Source organism: Pseudarthrobacter sp. O4 (assembly GCF_050157025.1).
Taxonomy (GTDB): domain Bacteria; phylum Actinomycetota; class Actinomycetes; order Actinomycetales; family Micrococcaceae; genus Arthrobacter.
Window position 1 is genome coordinate 2,557,737 of record NZ_CP189591.1, and the last position, 18,723, is coordinate 2,576,459.

An 18,723-nucleotide genomic window follows, 5' to 3' on the forward strand; every position below is an offset into this window, starting at 1 on the left:
GAACCCGCCGGCCAAGGACCGGCTCCGCCGCGCGCCGGCGGACCGGGCCGTCGAACGTCTCGACGTGATTCCATGCCGAGTCTCGTCAGGGCCGACGGTGAAAGCACCCTCTGAGAGTCGGCCAATTCGAACTGCGACTAATGGCCAACGAAAGCCGACGGACAGCCGGGCATGATCGACTTCATCGCCTCAGCAGCTATCTATGGAGACATGAATCGGGTCGGACTCTTGAACCGGGCTTTAGGAACACCTTTCTGGGCGATTTCGGGCGTTTCCTCGCTTCATCTCCTGACGTTCCCCTTCCCAGTATCTGAGACACCGCAAACGTGCTGTGCAGTCCGCCGGGTCCGGTGATGGCTCCAGCGACCGTCTCAGGGGAAGAAGCGCCCTTCCCACAGTGTTTTAACGGGCACAGGCTGCCATGGAAGCAGGGGAGATGAGGTGCCATGGTGAGGATAGCCATCGTGCTGGGAAGCACCCGCCCGGGCAGGGTCGGGAAAGCGGTCGCGGACTGGGTCTATGAGCAGGCGAAGAAGCGTTCTGATGCACAGTTCGAACTTGTCGATGTGGCCGACTTCGGTCTACCGCTGCTGGATGAACCGCTCCCGCCCTCCCGCGGGCGGTACCGGAACGAGCATACGAAGGCCTGGGCGCAGGTCATCGCCTCCTTCGACGGATACATCATCGTCACCGGCGAATACAACCACTCCGTGCCGGGGGCACTGAAGAACGCCATCGATTACCTCTACCGGGAGTGGAACAACAAAGCCGTCGGTTTCGTCAGCTACGGCAGCGCCGGCGGGACCCGGGCGGTGGAACATCTGCGGCAGATCGCCGCCGAAGTGCAGATGGCCGATGTCCGCGCCCAGGTCTCCCTGCCACTGGCCACGGAGTTCGAAAACTACACCACGTTCACCCCGTCGCCCCCGGCGGTGCAGGGCCTGGGACCGGTCTTCGACCAGGTCATCGCGTGGGCCGGCGCCCTCAAAACGCTGCGCCCCTGAAGGAGAAAGCGGCTAAAGCACGGCAGGAACCTCCCGGAGCATTCGCCGGCGGGATCCGTCCGGCAGGTAGCAACGGTTCCCTCGTCGGCACCGCCTGCCGCGACGACGGCGATGTCACCACTGGACTCTGCTGTAACTGTGGTTTCGGCACCGCCCCCAGGCGAGGACTTCATCGAGCACTACAATCACCACAGGCCCCACACGGCGCTCAAAAGGCGCCTCACCCACCAAACGCGTCACCAACGTACCGGGTTAGTACATCTGGGCGGGCAGCTTCTAAAGCGCCAGGCGGTGGTAGGCGGAGGCAAAATGTATGAGCGGGTCCGGTACCTCCGACCCCGGAGCATCACCGCCCAACGCAACTACCTCTCCTACGACGAGCAGATGTGTAGCCGCCGGATGGATGGCAACCGTTCTCAGCTCGAAGTACGCGATCGATCCGTCGAGGATCACCGACCCGGTGGCCGGGCCACGGCGGTACGGGACCCGGGCCAGCAGGCCCTCAACCGGGGTCCCTGGACTGGCCAGCCAGTCCGCCGCGCCTTGGTGCCTGCTGCGCAGCAGACTCAACGCCCATGTACCCGTCGCGGCGACCGCTTCGCCGATGCGTGAGCCCGCGTAGAGGCTGACCAGCATCGTAGGAGGGTCATCGGAGACGGAGAGAAAAGCAGTCACCGTTGCCGCGTAGTCGCGCTTGCGCAGGGATGTGGAAACCACAGCGACGCCGGCGGAGATGTCCGCGCTGAGCACGCGGTACAGATCGATGTCCGCCTGGGAAGGCTGTTCGCCGTCAAGGCGGTGCGCGTCCAACGTCCCTGGACTCTCCATAAAGTACATCGTTTCACGCGCCGAACCATAGGAGTGCTGTTATTCCCTGGGGGTCGGGGACCAAAGCGCGGGAAAGTAGCGGTAACGGTCCGGGTAGTAGTGAAACGGGATCGTGCGCTGGGGCCGGCGGGGGTCGGTGCCAGATGGCGGGTGGCCACCACTTAGCGGCCGGCGTTGTAGTGGGTGGTGATCTGGGTCGGGGTGAGGGCGGTGGTGTAGACGGCGGCGAAGCGCAGGCTGCCTTTGTAGAAGAAATTGGTGGGCTGGGTGGGGGCCCAGCCGGCGAGGTTGTCGTATCCGATGCGCCAGTACCCGTTGTAGGCCTGTGCGGTGGTTGTTGCCGGGTCGGTGGCTACTTTCTGCCCGTCGAGGTAGAGGTTCATCCCGGCCGCGGAGAGGGTCGCCACGGCCAGGTGCCATGCCCCGTCGTTGTAGGCCAGGGGGGTGGTGATGGTTTTCACGGCACCGGGGTAGACGCCGAAGACGATCCGGCCCGTGTCCGTCATGTAGAGGTGGCGGTCGGAGCTGGAAGAGGGGCCGGTCTGGGCGTTGCCGAATCCGATGAGTTTCCCGCCCGCGGTGGTGGTTTTGAACCAGATTTCCAGGCTGAAGGTGTTTCGTCCGGCTTGCAGGGCCGGGGTGGAGATGTAGCTGGTTGAGCCGTTGAGGGTGTAGGCGCCGCCGGGGTCTCGGGGGCAGGCCCGCGCCGTGGTGGTGTCGCTGGTCATGGAGCCGCGGTAGGTGCCGTTTGTGGGGGTGGGGGTGAAGTCGGCGGCGGTGGTGGAGCCTGTGGTTTCGGCGAGTTTGTAGCCGAAGACGGCGCTGGATGCGTCGGCCCGGACGGCGTCGTTGCAGGTGAAGTAGGTGGCGGTACCGGTCTCGTTGACCGTGTTCTGTACGCTGGCCAGGAATCCTGCCGAACTGGATGGTGCCATGACGGCGCTCAGGCACAGCACGGCCGCGGCGGTCAGGGCAAGGAGCACAGTCACGGGGTGTCGGCGGTACACTGCCGGGACGCCCGGTCGCCGGTACCGGGAAGGTTTCACGCCCGGACCTTGCCCCTCGCCTTGGTGCCCCGGGCCATGGTGTCCGGGGGCAGCCCCACGACCAGGCACCACAGCAGCGGCAGCGCGCAGAGCAGCGCCAGGATGACCCAGCCGCCTGCCGAGAGGTTCAGGGCAGAGGAGAGCTGGTAATACCCGGTCTGGGCCATTGACGGGATGGACAGGTCCCCGACCTGACCGGCGGTGAGGTCGGCGTAGGACCCGCCGGCTGCCCGGACCCGGATGGGCAGGAGCCCGGTGGAGACAACTGCCGCCTGGGCCCCGCCCTGGTCCGTCCTGGCGGTCAGCAGGACGAATCCGGTAAAAGGGTGCCAGATGAAAGCGGCGGCGGAGAAGACCACGGACAAACCCGTCATGCGCAGCGGCGCCCTCCACCGGGAGGAGGCCCACCGGCGGGTCAGTACCCACAGGAAGATGGTCCCGAGCAGCAGCAGGGGTGCGGCACGGACCAGCCAGCCGAGTCCGGGCAGGACCGCCACGGACCGGCCGACGAGGTCCCCCTGGTGCAGCGTCCACGGGTCGTTGGCCCCGTTGATGTCCCCGCGGGTGGTTAGAGATCCGGGGTCGGTGAGGGCCTGGACCCGGTGCGTATACACCTCGCCCGGCGCGGTCGGGGGGTGGAAGGTGATCACATCCCCGGCACGGATGGTGGACACCGGTTCCGGGGAGGTGACCACGAGTGTTCCGACCGGGGCAGCCTCCCCCATGGACGGGGTGCTGATGATGAACCAGCGCCCGCCCGCCAAGTACAACACCACGGCGGCCACAACGAGGATCCCGACCACCACGGAAAGTACCCACGCCGACAGGACGCCGGTCCGGCGTGCCCGGTGGTGCGCACTCCGCTGACCGCCGGAGGGTGCGGCAGGAGCCGTGTGAACTCCGGAGGCCGGTGTCGGTTCAAGAGCCGGTTCTGGTGCGGGGTCCGGTGTAAGGGCCGGCACCGGCCTCATGGCCAGGTCCGTCATGATGACAAACGCCTAACTGTATGGTGGGCTGCCCTGCCGGGATCGGCGCCGCGGACAGGACGTCGCGGCACCGTTCCGGTGCCGGTGGGGGCTGTGGATCAGCTGGCGAAGGCCCAGGTCAGCGGCAGAGAGGCAGCCAGTCCCTGATAGGTGTTACCGGCGGATGGATCCAGTGACACGGCGATGTTGAAGGGGACGCTGACGCCGGCCGCGGGGGCGGGCGGCATCGTGATGGCCGACGCCGGGGCGGCGGCCAGGGACGCCGCGGTGCCGGAGAATACCGTGGTCGCGCCGGAGGTGATGACGACGTTGAGCTTCGCGCACAGATCCAGGGCGGTACCGTTCTGGGCGCCGTTGTTGGACTGGGTGCAGGTTGCGCCGTGGGTGAGGGTGAATGTGCCGGCCGCGACCGAGCCAATGTTTTTGATGGTGATGGGCGTATTCACCGCGGGACCACCGGGAACCATGGTCATGCTGCCGCCGAATTTATTGATCGTTGAACACGTTGCGGTATTGGTGGAGACCGTTCCGCCGTCGGTGCTCAGGCAGGTCACGGGGGTGCCGCCGGTGGTCTTTTCCTCCATCACCAGGGACCCGGAACCGGCGGTGTTGGTGTTGTTCGTGATGCTGGCCGCGAACCCGGACAGTGTTCCGGTCATCGACAGCGACAGCAGGACCGTCCCGAGGACTCCCGCGCCCAGCGCGATGGGGGTGAACCGGCGGCGGTTGGGGCGCGGACGTGCTGGGCTATCAGACATGGGGAGACCCTTCGGGGAAATGAAGATCGGGCAACAATGAAAGATTGCCCGTCCATGGGCCTAAAACTCCGGGAACACGGTGCGAGCAGCGACTAATCGTCGCCACCAACCGTCTTCCATGAAACTACCGATGCGGCCTCAAGAAAGGCCACCGGATTCCCTCAGGAATTAATCAAGAACTGATGAATAACACACCCCGGTATTCCGGGGACGAAATACCAGCGCCCTGAGGTCCTGAGCGCAGTCTAGCCCGGGAATTGCGCATGGCAGCAATTCCAACCATCCACGGGCACGTCGGCGCCCCGGTGGCCGGCTCAGTGCCACCATCGCGGCCCGATCCAATACGCTCCTGATACGTGCCGTCACGTCTGAAGCGAACCCTGATGGTCCGGTAGATCGTTGACCGGGCAACGGGGTCGCGGACCAATGCACGGGAAACTGGCGCTAAGGCTGGTGGGTGGGGTGTCCGGTAACGATCGTTCGCAAGACACTCCTGGGCATGTCTGAAAAGTGTCATTTTCCGAAGTCGACTGCACAGAATGTCCAAAGTCGTCTGCACAACCCCGCCCGCATGGGGATCCTTTCCGTACGGAGCATCTGCTTGGCGTGGTGGTCAACTGGCCCTCGGTGTGGCCTGACCGATGACTTTTCCGCGCCGTGCGGGTCTGTACAACGAATACCGACTCACGGGAGACTGGCGCCATGCGCAAACTGACCTTCGGCATGAACCTGAGCCTGGACGGCTACATCGCCGCGCCCGGCGACGACCTCGGCTGGAGCGTACCGAGCGACGAGCTGTTCCAATGGTGGTCCGACCGGGTGGGGGCGACGGGCCTGGCGCTGTACGGCCGCAAACTGTGGGAGACGATGAGCTCGCACTGGCCGACCGCCGACCAGCAGCCTGGCGCCACACCGGCGCAGATCGAGTTCGCCCGCCGCTGGCGGGACATGCCGAAGGTGGTGTTCTCCTCGACGACCAGCACGGTCGACTGGAATACCCGCCTGGTCACCGGCGACGCGGTCACCGAGATCACCCGGCTCAAGGCCGACGACGGCGGCCCCATGGACATCGGCGGTGCCACACTCGCCGCGGCGGCCATGCGGGCCGGGCTGATCGACGAGTACGCGATCGTCACCCATCCGGTCCTGGTGGGCGGCGGCACGCCTTTCTTCACAGCCCTGGACAACTGGGTGAACCTGAGCCTGGTGGAGACCCGGACGTTTCCCGACGGTGTGGTCCTTACCAGGTACGAGACCAGGAGCTGAGTGCCCGACGTCGAATCAGCGCGGGCTTCGGGCCACCCAAGGATCTCGTGCCGCTGTGTTCCGAGGCGATCGTGACGTTCCTGCCGGATCCTGTTCTTCACTGCAGAGGATCCGTCCGGATAGGGATCGTCTACGAAACAGGCGACCCGGCGAGTTCGCATATCCAAAGCTCGCTTGATCGTACGCAGCGTCTGCTGCCGCCCCGATCGTCTCGTCTGAGCTGTCCGGCAGAGCGCTGAGGCTGTTCAAGCACTACGGCAGCGTGCGGGGCCAGCAGCTGCAAGGCCGACCACGTCGGCGGGTCCTCGGGGGGCGCCGGTCTCCCCGGCGGCTTCTGCTGCGGCCTTCAGCAGGCGGGCGGCCAGTTCCGTAAAAGCCAGCAGGTCCGGGCCAGGTGCCGGGCGGCTGGTGTCGCGTACCAGCGGGTGCAGCCGCGCGACCGGCAGCGCGTCCAGCCCGGCCGCGGAGTGCCAAGTTAACTTGACACTTCCTCCCGTCGCCGGTCATCGCTGGCTGTGGCGGGGATGGCGTTGTCGATGAGGACGGCGGCGATGGCGGCGGCGGCAGGGAAGGCGTCGGCGTTGAGGACCCGGGTGCGGGCCGCGGCGCCGTCGATGAGCAGCGCGAGCTGCTCGCCGAGCTGTTCAGGGTCGGCCGCGCCGGCTTCGCGGGCGGTGTCGGCGAGCCGCGCGGCGACGGCTTTCTTGTAGTCGCGTGCGTACTGGGATGCGGGGTGCTGGGGGTCGTGGAGTTCGACGGCGGCGGCGATGTAGGGGCACAGGGGGGTGGTGGGGGGGATGTCGAAGGCGGCGAGGAGCCGTTCGCGGGGCGTGAGGTCGGTGCGGTCGAACACGCCGGACAGAACGGAGGGGTCGAACCGGCGCAGGTACTCGGCGACGAGTTCGTCCTTGCCGGTGAAGTGCTGGTAGGCCGTGCGCTTGGACACCTGGGCCGCCGCGCAAAGCTGGTCCATGCCGGTGCGGTTGATGCCCTGCTCGCGGAACAGCTGCTGGGACGCGCTGAGGATGCGCTCGTGGGCGCCCCGGCCGCGGCGGCGGCCCTTGGGGCCCTTCTCCAACTCCGTCATGGGTCCATGGTACCCCATCTGGGTAACGACCGGTGTACATAGTTTGCGTCCCAGCCGCTCGCCCGGTACCGTAAGCACACAGAGCGGTGTACATAACACCGTCACCCCAGGTGCGCACCGCACCACCGACCCAAAGGAGCAACCATGGGAAAGCTTGAAGGCAAGGTAGCAGTCATCACCGGCGGCACCACCGGCATGGCGCTGGCCGGCGCGAAGCTGTTCGTCGACGAGGGAGCGCACGTCTTCATCACCGGCCGCCGCCAGGACGCCCTGGACGAGGCCGTGAAGCAGATCGGCCGCAACGTCACCGGCGTCCAGGGCGACGCCGCCGACCTGGACGACCTGGACCGCCTGTACGACACCGTCAAGCGGGAGAAGGGCAGCCTCGACGTGCTGTGGGCCAGCGCCGGCATGGGCGAGCCCGCCCCGCTCGGCGAGATCACCGAGGCCCACTTCGACGCAGCGTTCTCGCTCAACGCCCGCGGCACCCTGTTCACCGTCCAGAAGGCCCTCCCGCTCTTCAACGACGGCGGCTCCATCCTCATGACTGGCTCTAACGCCTCCCTCGGCGCCTTCCCCGGCTGGAGCGTCTACGCCGGCAGCAAGGCCGTTCAGCAGGCCTGGGCCCGCGTCTGGCTCAACGAGCTCAAGGACCGCCGCATCCGGGTCAACGTCCTGACCCCCGGCCAGGTCGCCACCGCCAAGCAGGAAGAACTCTTCGACGAGGCCACCATGCGCCAGTTCGAGTCCCTCATCCCCCGCGGCCAGATGGGCCGCCCCGACGAAATCGCCGCCGCCGCCCTCTTCCTCGCCTCCGACGACTCCAGCTACGTCAACGGCATGGAACTCGTCGCCGACGGCGGCACCACAGCCATCTAAACCGAACAACACACAACCAAGGAAGGACATCTCATGAGCAACATCAGCATCATCGGTACCGGGAACATGGCCCACACCATCGGCGCGCGGGCGGTAGCGGGCGGCAACACCGTCGAGGTCATGGGCCGCGATCAGTCCAAGGCCGCTGACCTGGCCAGGGCTCTCGGCGGCGGCGCCACGACGGGAGAATGGGGCACCGCCCCGGCCGGGGACATCGTCATCGTGGCCCTGTTGTACGACGGTGTCGTGCCGGTCGTCGCCCAGTACGGAGACGCTCTCGCGGGCAAGGTTATCGTCGACATCAGCAATCCCTTCAATTCCACGTTCGACGGGCTAGCCCACCGCGAGGAGACCTCGATCGCGCAGGAAGTCGCCAAGGCGGCCCCGGCCAGCGCCAGCGTGGTGAAGGCGTTCAACACCGTCTTCCGTCATGTCCTGGAGAAGGGTCGGCCCGACGTCTTCATCGCTGGCGATAATGCGCAGGCCAAGGCAAGTGTGGAGGCGTTCATCGAGAGCCTCGGGCTGCGCCCGCTGGACGTCGGCGGCCTGAAAATGGCGCACTGGCTGGAAGGAGCGGGCGTGGTCACGGTGGGCCTCGCCAACCACGGGGTTGGGAACTTGGACTTCGCCTTCAGCATCACCGAACTTCCCGTCTGAGCAAACGGTTGACGGATCACCGAAAGGACTCGCCAATGAAGCTTGGTTTCACACTTCCCATAGTCGGGCCCGCTATCAGCAGCGCCGCTGCACGCCCCTCAAAGTGCCCGCTGAGGGATCGCGGGATTCTGTTGATCGAAGCAACACCTTCTTTCAAGGTGGTTCGACATGTATCTCAGTTCCTCGTCAGCAGCAGGCATCCGGTTTCTTGCCTCGGTAAAGCACGGGCATGGTCTCAAACCGTCCGCCCGCCAAGCTGGCATTGATAAAGAGGTCGGCTACCGCTTGCTGCGCGAGGAATACTTGCAACGGCGTCGCGACGGCAAGACTCCTAGCGAGACGACAGCGGAGCTTGGGTTCACCACGTCCCGGCTCGTGGCGTGGGAAGCGGACGTCGGCCAGGTCAAAGACCGCCATCATCTTCGAGTTAACGTCGACGAGGAGGCCAGCTTTTGGGCGGCGTTTGATCGCGGGAAAAGCCCTGGGGAGGCAGCTAAGACAGCGGGAGTGAGCCGTTCAACGGCGTATCGGTGGATGCACAATCGCTTCGACCAGCTACGTCAGTCCAAAGTGACCGTTAGGCGGTGCCAGCGCCAATTGCGCCTGACGGACCGCCTCAGCCTGAACTTCGAACGCGAACGACTATCGCGACAATCGAAAGAGCGGAATGCGGCGACGGCGGCGCAGCACGCCGCTGTTCTCTCCTCCAGCCGTTATGCAGACCAGATGCTCGGTGCGGTGCTCTCCGAGGCGCAGCAACACCGCGCGGCACGGGCCGGGAAGTATTGGCAGCTGATGCGCAACGGGGTAAGCAACGCAGAAGCATGCAGACTTCTTGGTATGCACAGAAGAACGGGGACGCAGTTACGTCGAGCCAGCAATTTCCAGATCCCACCCATCAGAGTTCCATCCGTAACCGCGGGCCGCTACCTGGATGCGCGGGAGCGGTTGCGGATCGCGGACCTGCTGCGGCTGGGGCACTCGATGCGGCGCATCGCGGTGGAACTGGGCCGTCACGCCTCCACGATCAAACGGGAACTGGACCGTCATCGGGACGCTCAGGGCCTCTACCTGCCCCGCACTGCCGATCACGACGCCCGGCTGCAACGGGCCCGACCGAAAGTGCATAAGCTCGTTGCCAACGCCCGGCTGCGCACCCTCGTGCAACGCAAACTCAACCGTTTCTGGTCGCCGGACGAAATATGCGGGTGGATGAAGAAGACATACCCCGATGACCAGGCGATGCGGTTATGCCCAGAAACGATCTACCGGGCATTGCTGCTGCGTGAGGGCCACGGCCTGCACCAGCGGTATGCCACGAAGCTGCGCACCGGTCGTCGGATCCGCAAGACGCGCTGGCGCACCCGCACCGGGCAGGGATCACGGATCCGCAACATGACCATGATCGACCAACGGCCTGCCGAGGTCGAAACCCGTCTAGAGGCCGGCCACTGGGAAGGGGACCTCATCGTCGGTGTCGGGTCAGTCTCGGCGATGATGACACTCAGGGAAAGGAAAACCCAGTACGGCATCATCGTGAATCTGCCCCTGGATCACACCGCTGCGAGCGTCAACGCGGCCGCCATCAGCGCGTTCGCGACGCTGCCACCTCATCTGAAGCGAACACTCACTTGGGACCAGGGCGTGGAAATGGCCTGGCACGAGGAACTAACAAAGAAGACCGGGGTTGCGGTCTACTTTGCCGAACGCTCCAGCCCCTGGCAGCGCGGCGCGAACGAGAACTTCAACGGGCTGGCCCGCCAATATTTCCCCAAGGGCACCAACCTCGCCGTTCACAGCGTTGAGCACGTCTCTTACGTGATGCGTGAACTCAACGAACGGCCACGGAAGACCCTCGCCTACGACACCCCGGCAGCACGATTCAAAGCCGAACGTACCGCGCCGTCCGCCGCTTTGCGGTAGCCTCAAAACACCGGGAAAACGTCCCGATATCACGCATCTGTTGCGTCGACCCTTAGAATCCGCCATCCTTGAACGGGCACTTTCTCGGGCGGATCTAACGCGACAAGTTGAACGCATGTTTCCTGGCCCAGGCCTCGGCCGGAAGGATGAGGATAAGCACGGCTGCCAGCTGGCTCGTGGAGGGAACTTATTCATTGCTGTCGTGGCGTGACAGCCTTACTTCTTCTATGTCGAGCCTGGTCTGCACTTGGCGGAGCACTGTGTCATCAATGCGGCTTTCGTCCCGGAGTCTGACGACGGCGGCGCGTTTGCGGGCGAGTAGTGCCAGGCGCAGCGCGGTGTAGTGCTGGTGGTGCCGGAGCGCTGGTTCGTCTCCGGCCTGGTCGTTGCTGGCGTGCAGGACGCGCAGGCGTTCCTCGTACTCGCGGCGGAGCCGGTCGGTGACTTCCTGGTCGGCACCAAGGGCGTCGGCGAGTCCCGGGAGGGCTGCCAGGGCCTCTTCGGTGGCGGTGGTTTCGGCGAGCTGGCGTTCCTCATCGACGGACCTGTCGTGGGGCAGACGGGCCCAGCGGACCACGGCCGGCAGCAGCGGACCCTGGATAACCAGGGTTACGACGATGACTCCTGAGGTCACAAAGATGATCATGTCCCGTCCGGGGAACGGAGCGCCGGAGGCCAGCGTCTCGGGTACAGCCAGTGCCGCAGCGAGCGACACGGCCCCGCGGAACCCTGCGACTCCGCTGACTACCCGGGCACGGTTGCTGACCCGGCGCAGGCGCTGCTGGGGCCGCCTGTCGATGAGCCGGATCGCATAGGTGGTGAGGAACAGGAAGAGGAAGCGGATGCCGACCACCACTGCCGAGACTGCCGCCACAGCCAGCAGCCCGGTCGCGAGGCCTACGCTATTCAGCCCCCGGACAGCGGACTGCAGCTCCAGGCCAACCAGGACGAAGAGGGCTCCGTTGAGCAGAAACGCTGTCAGGGACCAGAACGCTTGTCCCTGCCGGCGGGCTCCGGCCCGGATCACCCGGGGACCGATCTGGCTCATGAACAGTCCGGCGACGACGACGGCCAGGACCCCTGAGGCGTGGACGGTCTCGGCGAGCAGGAAGGCGGTGAAGGGGGTCAGGATGGAGACGACGTTGGCCAGCAGAGGGTCCTCCAGGCGGCGGTGGATCTGCATTCCAACCCACGCTGTCACGGCCCCGGCCAGTGCCCCGGCGCCGTAGGCGAGCAGGAACAGCCAGGAGATGTGGGGGACGTCGAAGTGCTCCTCGCCGACGGTGATGCCCACGGCCAGGCCGTAAATCACCAGGGCGGTTCCGTCGTTGATCAGGCTCTCGGCGCGCAGCAGCGTGACGTTGCGGCGGGGCAGCGCCCGGGCGAGTACGCCGACGGCGGTCGCATCGGTGGGGGCGACGGCGGCGCCCAGAACCCAGGCCGGCGCCCAGGGCAGGCCGAGTGCGTGCGCGGCCAAGGCAACGCCCCCGGCTGTGGCGATTACCAGCGCCGTACTCATCAACACGATACCGCGCAGGTTGTTCCGGATTTCCCGCAGGGACGTGGTCAGGCTTTCCCAGTACAGCAAGGCCGGCAGGAACAGGAGCAGCACGGTTTCCGGGGGCAGATGGACCTCACGCAGTGTGGGAATGAAACCCAGCAGGGCACCGCTGGCCAGCAGCAGTACCGGGGCGGCGACCCGGACGCGGCGCGCCGCGATGTTGCACACCAGCACCACCACGCCCAGGATCACGACCAGTTCAAGTCCAAGCACGAATACCGCCTTTCACGTGGTCGGTTGCTCCGCTTCGCCGATGATCCCCAAGCCTTCCTCATCCATTACTAGCTTGCAGCCATAGGCGATCGGACGGCGTCAATGTCCTCCGGGCCGCGACCCATGAGGGTGCCGTCGTAAAAGTCCCGGGCCGACGACGCCTGCGTAGGGATGATGGCATCCATCCGGCCGGTGGGGGTGTCCCCCAGGCTACCGGTGCACACCAGAGTGACGCTTCGCCCGGTCGTCCGACAGTCATCCCGGCCGGCGGTGCCCGGTCAAGCCGTGTTCGTAGGCGAAGATAACGGCGTGCACGCGGTCGCGCAGCCCGAGTTTCATCAGGATGCGGCCCACGTGTGTTTTCACTGTTGATTCGGCCACGAACATTCGCTCCCCGATCTCTGTGTTGGTAAGTCCGCCGGCGATGGCCGAGAGGATTTCCCGTTCCCTCGGGGTCAGGGCCGCGACGGCTTCGTCGCCCCCGGAGGGCGGACCGGAGGGAAGCCTTTGGCTGAAGAGATCCAGCATCCGGCGGCTGACCCTGGCGGAGATGGCGGCGTCTCCTCCGGCGACGGCTCTGATGGACGCGAGCAGCTCAGCTGGTCCGACATCCTTGAGCAGAAAACCACTGGCACCGGCCCGGAGCGCCGCGAATGCATACTCGTCGAGATCGAACGTCGTGAGGACAACGACCCGTGAATCCGGGCACTCCTCGGCGATTAGCTCCGTCGCGGCGATGCCGTCCATGCCGGGCATGCGCACATCCATCAGCACCACGTCCGGTGCCAGGGTACGACACATGTCGATTCCCATCCGGCCGTCAGCGGCTTCGCCAACGACTTCCACCCCCTCATGGGCATCCAGCACCATGCGGAATCCCATTCGAACAAGGGTCTGGTCATCAATGAGCAGTACCCGGATCGGGCGAGTGGGCAGGATAGTTACCGTTTCCATGAGGCTCCCTCCTGCCGCGGGAACCGTGCGGTCACGGACCATCCCCGGCCGGCCAGAGGACCTGCCTGCATCGTGCCGCCATACAGTGCGACGCGCTCACGCATTCCCACGACGCCACGCCCGGTATGGTCGGGCGGAACGCCCTCGTGTTGCCCGTCGTCGGTCACCGAGACCATGATCGCCTGCGCGCTGAACTGCGTTCGGACAGTCACCGCTGTTGCTTCCCTCGCGTACTTAAGCGCATTGGTGAGCCCTTCTTGGATGACCCGGTAGATGGCGAGCTGGATCCCGGGATCGGCCGGAGGAACACCAGCCGACTGCAGGACCACCGGAAGGCCCGTAGCACGAAAAAGCTCCACCAGCGCCTGGACGTCCCCCACTCCGGGCGCAGGCGCTACCGCGCCGGCTGACTCCCCGGTGTTGCCTTCGTTCAGAACTCCGAGCATCCGGCGCATGTCCGCCACCGCCGTGCGGCCCGTCTCGGCGACCTGGTGCATGGCCTGGACGGCGCGGGCAGGATCAGTGGGGGCGATCTCCGACGAACCATGGGCCAGGGAAATCATCACTGCCAACCCGTGCGAGACTATGTCGTGCATCTCCCGAGCGATCGCGTTGCGCTCAGCGGCAGCGGCAATGCTGGCCAGGTGCTCCCGTTCACGCATCAGCCGGTCGGCACGGTCCACGAGGGCGGCCACGTAGCCGCGGCGCGTGCGTACGTTCAGGCCGGCCAACGCCGCGATCACGAGTACGACTATTGCCTGGCCGGCTTGGCCAAGGTCCACCATCGACCCGGGTAGGAGGACCGCGGCGAGAAGGAGGAGTCCGCTGGTCCCCAGCAGGGCAAAGACGGCGTGCCGGGCTGACCTGTAAACGGCGACGGCGTACAGGGCCATGGCTGTCGCCACCGCTGCGAAGCTCCCCGGGGCCGAGAACGTGATGAGCATGATGCCGGCCGTGGCAGCCAACGAAGACATCGGAGCCCGCCGGCGGAAAAGCAGCGCCGTGCCGGAAACCACCACCGCGAGCAACTGGAGAACGGCCCCCGGGCCCTCGGTCTCGTGAACGATAGCCGTTGCCGCCAGTGCCGGCCCCGTGTACGAGGCGGCGACCAGAAGATCTGCAATGAGCGGACGGGAGCGCAGTCCGCCTCGCGGAAGCGGTTCGCCGGGCGAGACCGGCGCCGTGAAGTCCACTTCCGGCAACGCCGCCAGGCGCTCAGTGCCCGCTTTCCCGGTCATGCTCCGGACTCTACCCGTCGTGGAGTGCATAAGGGTCCTCCGGTCTTCAGTTATGTAGGTGGATGGTACCGCTGAAGCACAGGTGGCCCGTACCGCAGCCCCCTGTTGAAGATCAGTGGAGTGCAAGGATCAGGTAGAGGGATGCGAGGGCAGCTGTGGCGGGGGTCATGATGAGGCGCTCGGGTTTGCTGCGGGAGATACCGTTCATGAGGACGCCGAGTACGAAGTATGCCGTCAGCACCCACATGGTGATCGAAGTAAAGGATTCGCTGACCAATGCCGGGACAAGGCCGGCCTTGGCCAGCGCGGCATAGGCGAAGAGGGCATACACGCCGATGGATACCGCGCTCCCGATTCTGAGGTTGGCCGGGAGGACACGGTGTTGTCCGCCCCACGCCATCCTCCCGAGCGGAGCCCCGGCGATAAGCGCACCCTGGAAGATCGTCAGGGCGGCCAGAAGCGCGCAGGCGAGTATTGCGGAAAGCTGATCCAACGACATTACAAAACCACCCTCTTGCCCAGTGCCAGGCCATCAATACCCCCGCTTGTGAGGGTGTTCTTCTTCCCGGGCCTGTGGGGGCCGTCCGTGATGCGACGCCTCAGCTGAAGTTGTCGAACGCGCGTGGGCAACAGGTGCCTTGCGGGTGCTGCGACGATGATCATTATTTCCCCCTGAGTTCGCGGATGTTGTGCTTCCTCCAGTTGCTGCCCTCTCCGCACCGTGCCCTGCGGTCGTGGCTGTAGCGGGCATATTCCCGAAAGCGGAGAATCATGGCAACCGCCATCAGCGGGATCATTGTTGCATGGCTGAGAAACATCATCGTCCCGGCTGTCATAGTCCCCAGAAGGTAGGGACCCATCGTGAGGGCTGCAGGAAGAAGCATCGCTGCCGACATTTCTCCGATGGCCCGCCGGGTGTGACGCTGACGCCGCATGTATAGGACCATCGGAATGCTCATGTTGAGCGCCATGACGATGTTCGAGAGCACGGGCAGCCGGCCCCACGGATCGCCGACTCCGGCAAGGGCCGCCACAACCTCGTAGAGGGGCGCCAGAACGAACATTCCCGCGTACATCAACCCGACCATCACAGCGAAATGCTTGGCAAAGTAGAAGTATCTGGGCCGGAACTTCGGGACGGCGTGATCGCCCCCGCCCAGGGAATCGGCTGAGCGCGGGCGGAATTCCGGCATGTACGGCGTCATGTCGTCTACCCCTCTGCCCGGCGGCGTACAAGCATTCGTATGATCGCCGGCAGGAGACCGGCGAGAATGGCGAGCAACAGACCGAGCGCGAGCAGGACAGGAACCCGGACCGAGGCCTCTCCGGCCGGAAGGTTCAGATGCGCGGCGGGATAGTCGATCATCTTGGCTGCCGACAGGGCGGTGGCACGGTCAGTATGCCGTGCCAGATAACCGAGGGCGCCGTCGAATCCGAGCACTCCATCGGCGCCAGCAAAGGCATCGACCGACACGTTGCGGGACGCGGCCCAGTCCCTCAACTGCGGGTCAATATCCTGGTCCGCAGCCGCGCCGGGGGCGATGAACCGGTCCACCGGAGGAGCCTGCCGCTCCGGGACCGTCAGGAGAACCAGGCCGTGTTTGGTGGTGACTGTGTCCGTGGCGCCGACCGCCACTGCCCGGGCCGCGAAGGACATGTTGTAGACCTCGAATGCGCTGGCGACGTCGATTTCTCCTACTCCGCTGAAGAGCCCGACGGCGATCGTCGGCCGGAGCCACGGGATGATGGCGTTGAGGCCGACGGGAATGTCCGGGGCGGCGAAGGACTGGACGGGTATCGATGCTGACGCGGCGACCGACCAGCCCGGATAGTTCATCAGCCGGCCGACTCGTTCGGCTTCCTCAGCCCCTGCCAAGTCCTCCATGACTTTCAACGCGCCTGGGATACCGGACGTCACGCCGGCTGTGGTGGTGATCATGCCGTCCTGGACGTATCGCAGACCTCCCGTCCATTGGACCTCGGGATGGTTCTGCTTCAGAGCACCCAGACGTGACCAATGGCTTGTCGCCGTGCGCCCGCTCAAGAGTCCGGTCTCGGCTAATACGCTCGATCCGTTGCAGACGGCCAGGATGCGGGCCCCGCGACCTGATTGTTCCATGATCCAGTCCCGCATCGAGGCTTCCTCCGGGCCCTCCGGGGCGCCGACGGCCGGGACGACGACGACGTCCGGCTGCCGTGCCCTGCCCGATCTGATGTTCTCGAACGTGTAGGTGGGCACTATCGCCGGGCCTCCGTCAATGGCGGCCGGGCCTGACTGCACCGCGATTGTGTAGACGGAGAAATTCGGGGAGCTGGCAAATACTTCGTAGGGAGCTAGAACGTCGCTCCCGACGGTGCCCGACGAGCCCAGGACCACGGCGACAACAATCGCGCCGGAAGAGGAGGGCAAATTCGCAGGGAGTTCTTTCCGGCCTTGGATGGGCGGTGCGACGTGGCTTTCTGCCTCCGCCACCTCTGCGCCGGCGAAGGCGAGTGCGACTACCGTGAGGAGGGATAACCCGACCGAGAGGGCGGCGTAAATAACGCGTTTTGAACGGGAAGCCATGGATGAGTCTCGATTCCGTGGAAGGTGTGGGGCCATCAACCTGTGTGGCTGGTTGCTCTTTCACGCTACGGATTGCCGCCCGCACATCCATCAGCCAGCGGGACATTCCGCAGCAGGTACAACCGGTACCCAGGTACTACACGATCGCCCACTAACCGGCACCCCTACGGCCATCGACCGCAGCCCTAATTCGCGGCTCTGCCGTGCCGTTCCGCCTTCGCGCGCGGCTGATCTTCGGCCGGCAGAGTGGGGGACCTGTTCGGCCGCTCACACTCTTCAACTCGGCGCCTTGCTGTTCACCCGAAAGGCCGCCAGTCTCGGAAAACAACAGTTTGATAAGACACTGGGCCAGGAGTTCCGGCCCGGGGCTTTGACAGTCTTCTGGTGTCATTTTCCGAAGACGTCTGCACGAAATGTCCAAAGTCGTCTGCACGGCCACTAACGGCCACTACAGGTCCGTAAGGGGAACCTGCGGGAATCCTGGCCGCTAAAGTCTACCGATGCGCTGTAGAGGTCGCGGATGTGAAAAGCAGACTTGAGGTTCAGCTGGCGCCGCGGCTGGCTTTCCTTGAGGCTGTCGATAAGAACGGATGCTCCGACCCACGTCGCTGTGGAGAGCCCGGGCAGAGCGACGAATCCAACTGACGCCGACTCCGCCCACTTCGTCCAAGCCGAGCAGCCAGACCTCGTCGCGGAAGGGATGGGCGCTAAGTGACCCCGCGTTTCCTGGGGACGCCGCCGGGCAGTTGGACCCTACCGCCGCCCGGGGGACAGGCCCATAATCGGGCGTATCAACCCGTGCAGAAAATGGAGGCGGTCGACGTGTCGGTCTATACGCTTGGAATCTGGCTGGTTCACCCCGGCCGCGAGAACGATTTCGTGCAGGCCTGGCGGGATCTGGCCAGGAAGACGAAGGAAGATTTCCCGCACGCGAAGGCAGTGCTGATGCACGACCATGACGTGCCCAATCGGTTCATCAGTACCGGACCGTGGGAATCGATTGAACAAATCGAGCAGTGGCGGGCCTCAGCGGTGTACAAGCAGGGCGTGGAGGCCATGCGTGAACTCCTGGAACACTTCGAGCCGCACACCCTGGACGAGGCCGCCAGCATCGGCTGGGATACGCCCTAGCCGGCTATCGGTTTGCGGGCTCCCCGTCTGCCAGCGCCCCGAGTACCGCGGGCAGGAGCACGCCGTTCCGTCCCCAGACCGGGTCGAAGACCTCGACGTACCAGGCGTCTGCCAGCACGAGCGCCAGGCTCTCATTGGCCTCCTCGGACCAGTCGCGGAGTTGATCGTCGCCGACAGGAACCTCGCTGCTGCCTAGCACCGTCACCACCTCGCCGCCCCGCAGGGTGACGGGAATGGACGCCTGGCTGGCTTCGCCGGGGGCGTGAGCCACGGTCACCAGATCAGTACGGCCGGACAGCTCCAGGAGTGCTGCCGCTGACTCCACACTGCAAAAGCCCGTCACATAGGCGCGTTGGGAATGCCCCTCGGTCAGCACTCCCGGCTGCGATTCCTTGGTGAACAGCCCGTTGCGGTTCAGCTCCGCGAGATCGAGGGCGATCGCCCGGGTTTCGTCGTCGATTCGCGGCGCAAAGGTTCCCGGCTGGTACTCGCTGTGGCCTTCCAGCCAGCGTGCGGTCAGCTCGCCGGCGGCCGGAATGGTCCCGGCCTGACGCCAGATCTCGCGGTCCGCGAGGAGCCGCCCGAAGGTGTCCCGTTCCGTGGTGAACCTGTCTTCCGCCATCGGA

The 18,723-nt window shown here is 65.5% G+C and carries 18 protein-coding genes; 6 read left to right on the plus strand and 12 right to left on the minus strand.

Annotation, left to right across the window (positions count from 1 at the left end):
- The first annotated feature begins 446 nt into the window (after positions 1-446).
- Positions 447-1,004 (plus strand): NADPH-dependent FMN reductase, encoded by a 558-nt coding sequence (locus ACQCSU_RS11875; RefSeq protein WP_426975461.1) that lies wholly within the window; start codon positions 447-449, stop codon positions 1,002-1,004.
- 276 nt (positions 1,005-1,280) lie between these two features.
- Here ACQCSU_RS11875 and ACQCSU_RS11880 read toward each other — a convergent pair whose 3' ends face one another.
- The 4 genes from ACQCSU_RS11880 to ACQCSU_RS11895 form a co-directional block, all read right to left on the minus strand.
- A complete protein-coding gene (locus ACQCSU_RS11880) occupies positions 1,281-1,832 on the minus strand; it encodes a flavin reductase family protein (protein WP_426975462.1) in 552 nt (183 codons plus the stop codon).
- 161 nt (positions 1,833-1,993) lie between these two features.
- Positions 1,994-2,878, minus strand: coding sequence for a LamG domain-containing protein (locus ACQCSU_RS11885; protein WP_426975463.1), 885 nt, complete (start codon positions 2,876-2,878; stop codon positions 1,994-1,996).
- Complete coding sequence (locus ACQCSU_RS11890; RefSeq protein WP_426975464.1) at positions 2,875-3,864, minus strand: S26 family signal peptidase; 990 nt, start codon at positions 3,862-3,864, stop codon at positions 2,875-2,877. Before ACQCSU_RS11890 ends, ACQCSU_RS11885 begins: the two co-directional genes overlap by 4 nt.
- 98 nt (positions 3,865-3,962) lie before the next feature.
- Entirely contained in the window at positions 3,963-4,622 is a 660-nt protein-coding gene (locus tag ACQCSU_RS11895) for a hypothetical protein (protein WP_426975465.1), read from the minus strand.
- Between the two features lie 702 nt (positions 4,623-5,324).
- Here ACQCSU_RS11895 and ACQCSU_RS11900 point away from each other — a divergent pair.
- Positions 5,325-5,888, plus strand: coding sequence for a dihydrofolate reductase family protein (locus tag ACQCSU_RS11900; RefSeq protein WP_214966453.1), 564 nt, complete (start codon positions 5,325-5,327; stop codon positions 5,886-5,888).
- Positions 5,889-6,363: 475 nt separating this feature from the next.
- Here ACQCSU_RS11900 and ACQCSU_RS11905 read toward each other — a convergent pair whose 3' ends face one another.
- Entirely contained in the window at positions 6,364-6,975 is a 612-nt protein-coding gene (locus tag ACQCSU_RS11905) for a TetR/AcrR family transcriptional regulator (RefSeq protein WP_426975466.1), read from the minus strand.
- 144 nt (positions 6,976-7,119) lie between these two features.
- On the opposite strand from ACQCSU_RS11905, the gene ACQCSU_RS11910 reads away from it, so the two are divergent.
- From ACQCSU_RS11910 to ACQCSU_RS11920, 3 genes are all read left to right on the plus strand, one after another.
- The gene (locus ACQCSU_RS11910) at positions 7,120-7,854 is read left to right on the plus strand and encodes an SDR family NAD(P)-dependent oxidoreductase (protein ID WP_426975467.1); all 735 of its coding nucleotides are present in this window, start codon (positions 7,120-7,122) and stop codon (positions 7,852-7,854) included.
- Between the two features lie 33 nt (positions 7,855-7,887).
- Complete coding sequence (locus ACQCSU_RS11915; RefSeq protein ID WP_426975469.1) at positions 7,888-8,511, plus strand: NADPH-dependent F420 reductase; 624 nt, start codon at positions 7,888-7,890, stop codon at positions 8,509-8,511.
- A 168-nt stretch (positions 8,512-8,679) separates the two neighbouring features.
- The gene (locus tag ACQCSU_RS11920) at positions 8,680-10,434 is read left to right on the plus strand and encodes an IS30 family transposase (RefSeq protein ID WP_426975470.1); all 1,755 of its coding nucleotides are present in this window, start codon (positions 8,680-8,682) and stop codon (positions 10,432-10,434) included.
- Between the two features lie 187 nt (positions 10,435-10,621).
- On the opposite strand, the gene ACQCSU_RS11925 is transcribed toward ACQCSU_RS11920, so the two are convergent.
- From ACQCSU_RS11925 to ACQCSU_RS11950, 6 genes are all read right to left on the minus strand, one after another.
- Complete coding sequence (locus tag ACQCSU_RS11925; protein WP_426975471.1) at positions 10,622-12,208, minus strand: Na+/H+ antiporter; 1,587 nt, start codon at positions 12,206-12,208, stop codon at positions 10,622-10,624.
- A gap of 255 nt (positions 12,209-12,463) precedes the next feature.
- Positions 12,464-13,162: a response regulator gene (locus ACQCSU_RS11930; RefSeq protein WP_426975472.1), complete on the minus strand. Its 699-nt coding sequence runs from the start codon at positions 13,160-13,162 to the stop codon at positions 12,464-12,466.
- Positions 13,150-14,400, minus strand: coding sequence for a sensor histidine kinase (locus ACQCSU_RS11935; protein ID WP_426975473.1), 1,251 nt, complete (start codon positions 14,398-14,400; stop codon positions 13,150-13,152). The genes ACQCSU_RS11930 and ACQCSU_RS11935 overlap by 13 nt, the downstream gene beginning before the upstream one ends.
- A 112-nt stretch (positions 14,401-14,512) precedes the next feature.
- Positions 14,513-14,899, minus strand: a complete 387-nt coding sequence (locus tag ACQCSU_RS11940; RefSeq protein WP_426975475.1) for a hypothetical protein — start codon at positions 14,897-14,899, stop codon at positions 14,513-14,515.
- Between the two features lie 163 nt (positions 14,900-15,062).
- Positions 15,063-15,605: a hypothetical protein gene (locus ACQCSU_RS11945; RefSeq protein WP_426975476.1), complete on the minus strand. Its 543-nt coding sequence runs from the start codon at positions 15,603-15,605 to the stop codon at positions 15,063-15,065.
- Positions 15,606-15,610: 5 nt separating this feature from the next.
- On the minus strand, positions 15,611-16,966 hold the full coding sequence (locus ACQCSU_RS11950) for a DJ-1/PfpI family protein (protein WP_426975477.1): 1,356 nt from the start codon (positions 16,964-16,966) through the stop codon (positions 15,611-15,613).
- 711 nt (positions 16,967-17,677) lie between these two features.
- On the opposite strand from ACQCSU_RS11950, the gene ACQCSU_RS11955 reads away from it, so the two are divergent.
- On the plus strand, positions 17,678-18,097 hold the full coding sequence (locus ACQCSU_RS11955) for an antibiotic biosynthesis monooxygenase family protein (RefSeq protein ID WP_426975479.1): 420 nt from the start codon (positions 17,678-17,680) through the stop codon (positions 18,095-18,097).
- 4 nt (positions 18,098-18,101) lie between these two features.
- Here ACQCSU_RS11955 and ACQCSU_RS11960 read toward each other — a convergent pair whose 3' ends face one another.
- On the minus strand, positions 18,102-18,719 hold the full coding sequence (locus ACQCSU_RS11960) for a DUF6919 domain-containing protein (protein ID WP_426975480.1): 618 nt from the start codon (positions 18,717-18,719) through the stop codon (positions 18,102-18,104).
- Between the last annotated feature and the right edge of the window lie 4 nt (positions 18,720-18,723).

What these genes read in the sequence shown, in the direction of transcription:
- ACQCSU_RS11875 (WP_426975461.1), top strand. Translation starts at nt 447, where the DNA reads ATGGTGAGGATAGCCATCGTGCTGGGAAGCACCCGCCCGGGCAGGGTC.
- ACQCSU_RS11880 (WP_426975462.1), bottom strand. Translation starts at nt 1,832, where the DNA reads ATGGAGAGTCCAGGGACGTTGGACGCGCACCGCCTTGACGGCGAACAG.
- ACQCSU_RS11890 (WP_426975464.1), bottom strand. Translation starts at nt 3,864, where the DNA reads ATGACGGACCTGGCCATGAGGCCGGTGCCGGCCCTTACACCGGACCCC.
- ACQCSU_RS11895 (WP_426975465.1), bottom strand. Translation starts at nt 4,622, where the DNA reads ATGTCTGATAGCCCAGCACGTCCGCGCCCCAACCGCCGCCGGTTCACC.
- ACQCSU_RS11900 (WP_214966453.1), top strand. Translation starts at nt 5,325, where the DNA reads ATGCGCAAACTGACCTTCGGCATGAACCTGAGCCTGGACGGCTACATC.
- ACQCSU_RS11905 (WP_426975466.1), bottom strand. Translation starts at nt 6,975, where the DNA reads ATGACGGAGTTGGAGAAGGGCCCCAAGGGCCGCCGCCGCGGCCGGGGC.
- ACQCSU_RS11910 (WP_426975467.1), top strand. Translation starts at nt 7,120, where the DNA reads ATGGGAAAGCTTGAAGGCAAGGTAGCAGTCATCACCGGCGGCACCACC.
- ACQCSU_RS11915 (WP_426975469.1), top strand. Translation starts at nt 7,888, where the DNA reads ATGAGCAACATCAGCATCATCGGTACCGGGAACATGGCCCACACCATC.
- ACQCSU_RS11920 (WP_426975470.1), top strand. Translation starts at nt 8,680, where the DNA reads ATGTATCTCAGTTCCTCGTCAGCAGCAGGCATCCGGTTTCTTGCCTCG.
- ACQCSU_RS11930 (WP_426975472.1), bottom strand. Translation starts at nt 13,162, where the DNA reads ATGGAAACGGTAACTATCCTGCCCACTCGCCCGATCCGGGTACTGCTC.
- ACQCSU_RS11935 (WP_426975473.1), bottom strand. Translation starts at nt 14,400, where the DNA reads ATGACCGGGAAAGCGGGCACTGAGCGCCTGGCGGCGTTGCCGGAAGTG.
- ACQCSU_RS11940 (WP_426975475.1), bottom strand. Translation starts at nt 14,899, where the DNA reads ATGTCGTTGGATCAGCTTTCCGCAATACTCGCCTGCGCGCTTCTGGCC.
- ACQCSU_RS11945 (WP_426975476.1), bottom strand. Translation starts at nt 15,605, where the DNA reads ATGACGCCGTACATGCCGGAATTCCGCCCGCGCTCAGCCGATTCCCTG.
- ACQCSU_RS11950 (WP_426975477.1), bottom strand. Translation starts at nt 16,966, where the DNA reads ATGGCTTCCCGTTCAAAACGCGTTATTTACGCCGCCCTCTCGGTCGGG.
- ACQCSU_RS11960 (WP_426975480.1), bottom strand. Translation starts at nt 18,719, where the DNA reads ATGGCGGAAGACAGGTTCACCACGGAACGGGACACCTTCGGGCGGCTC.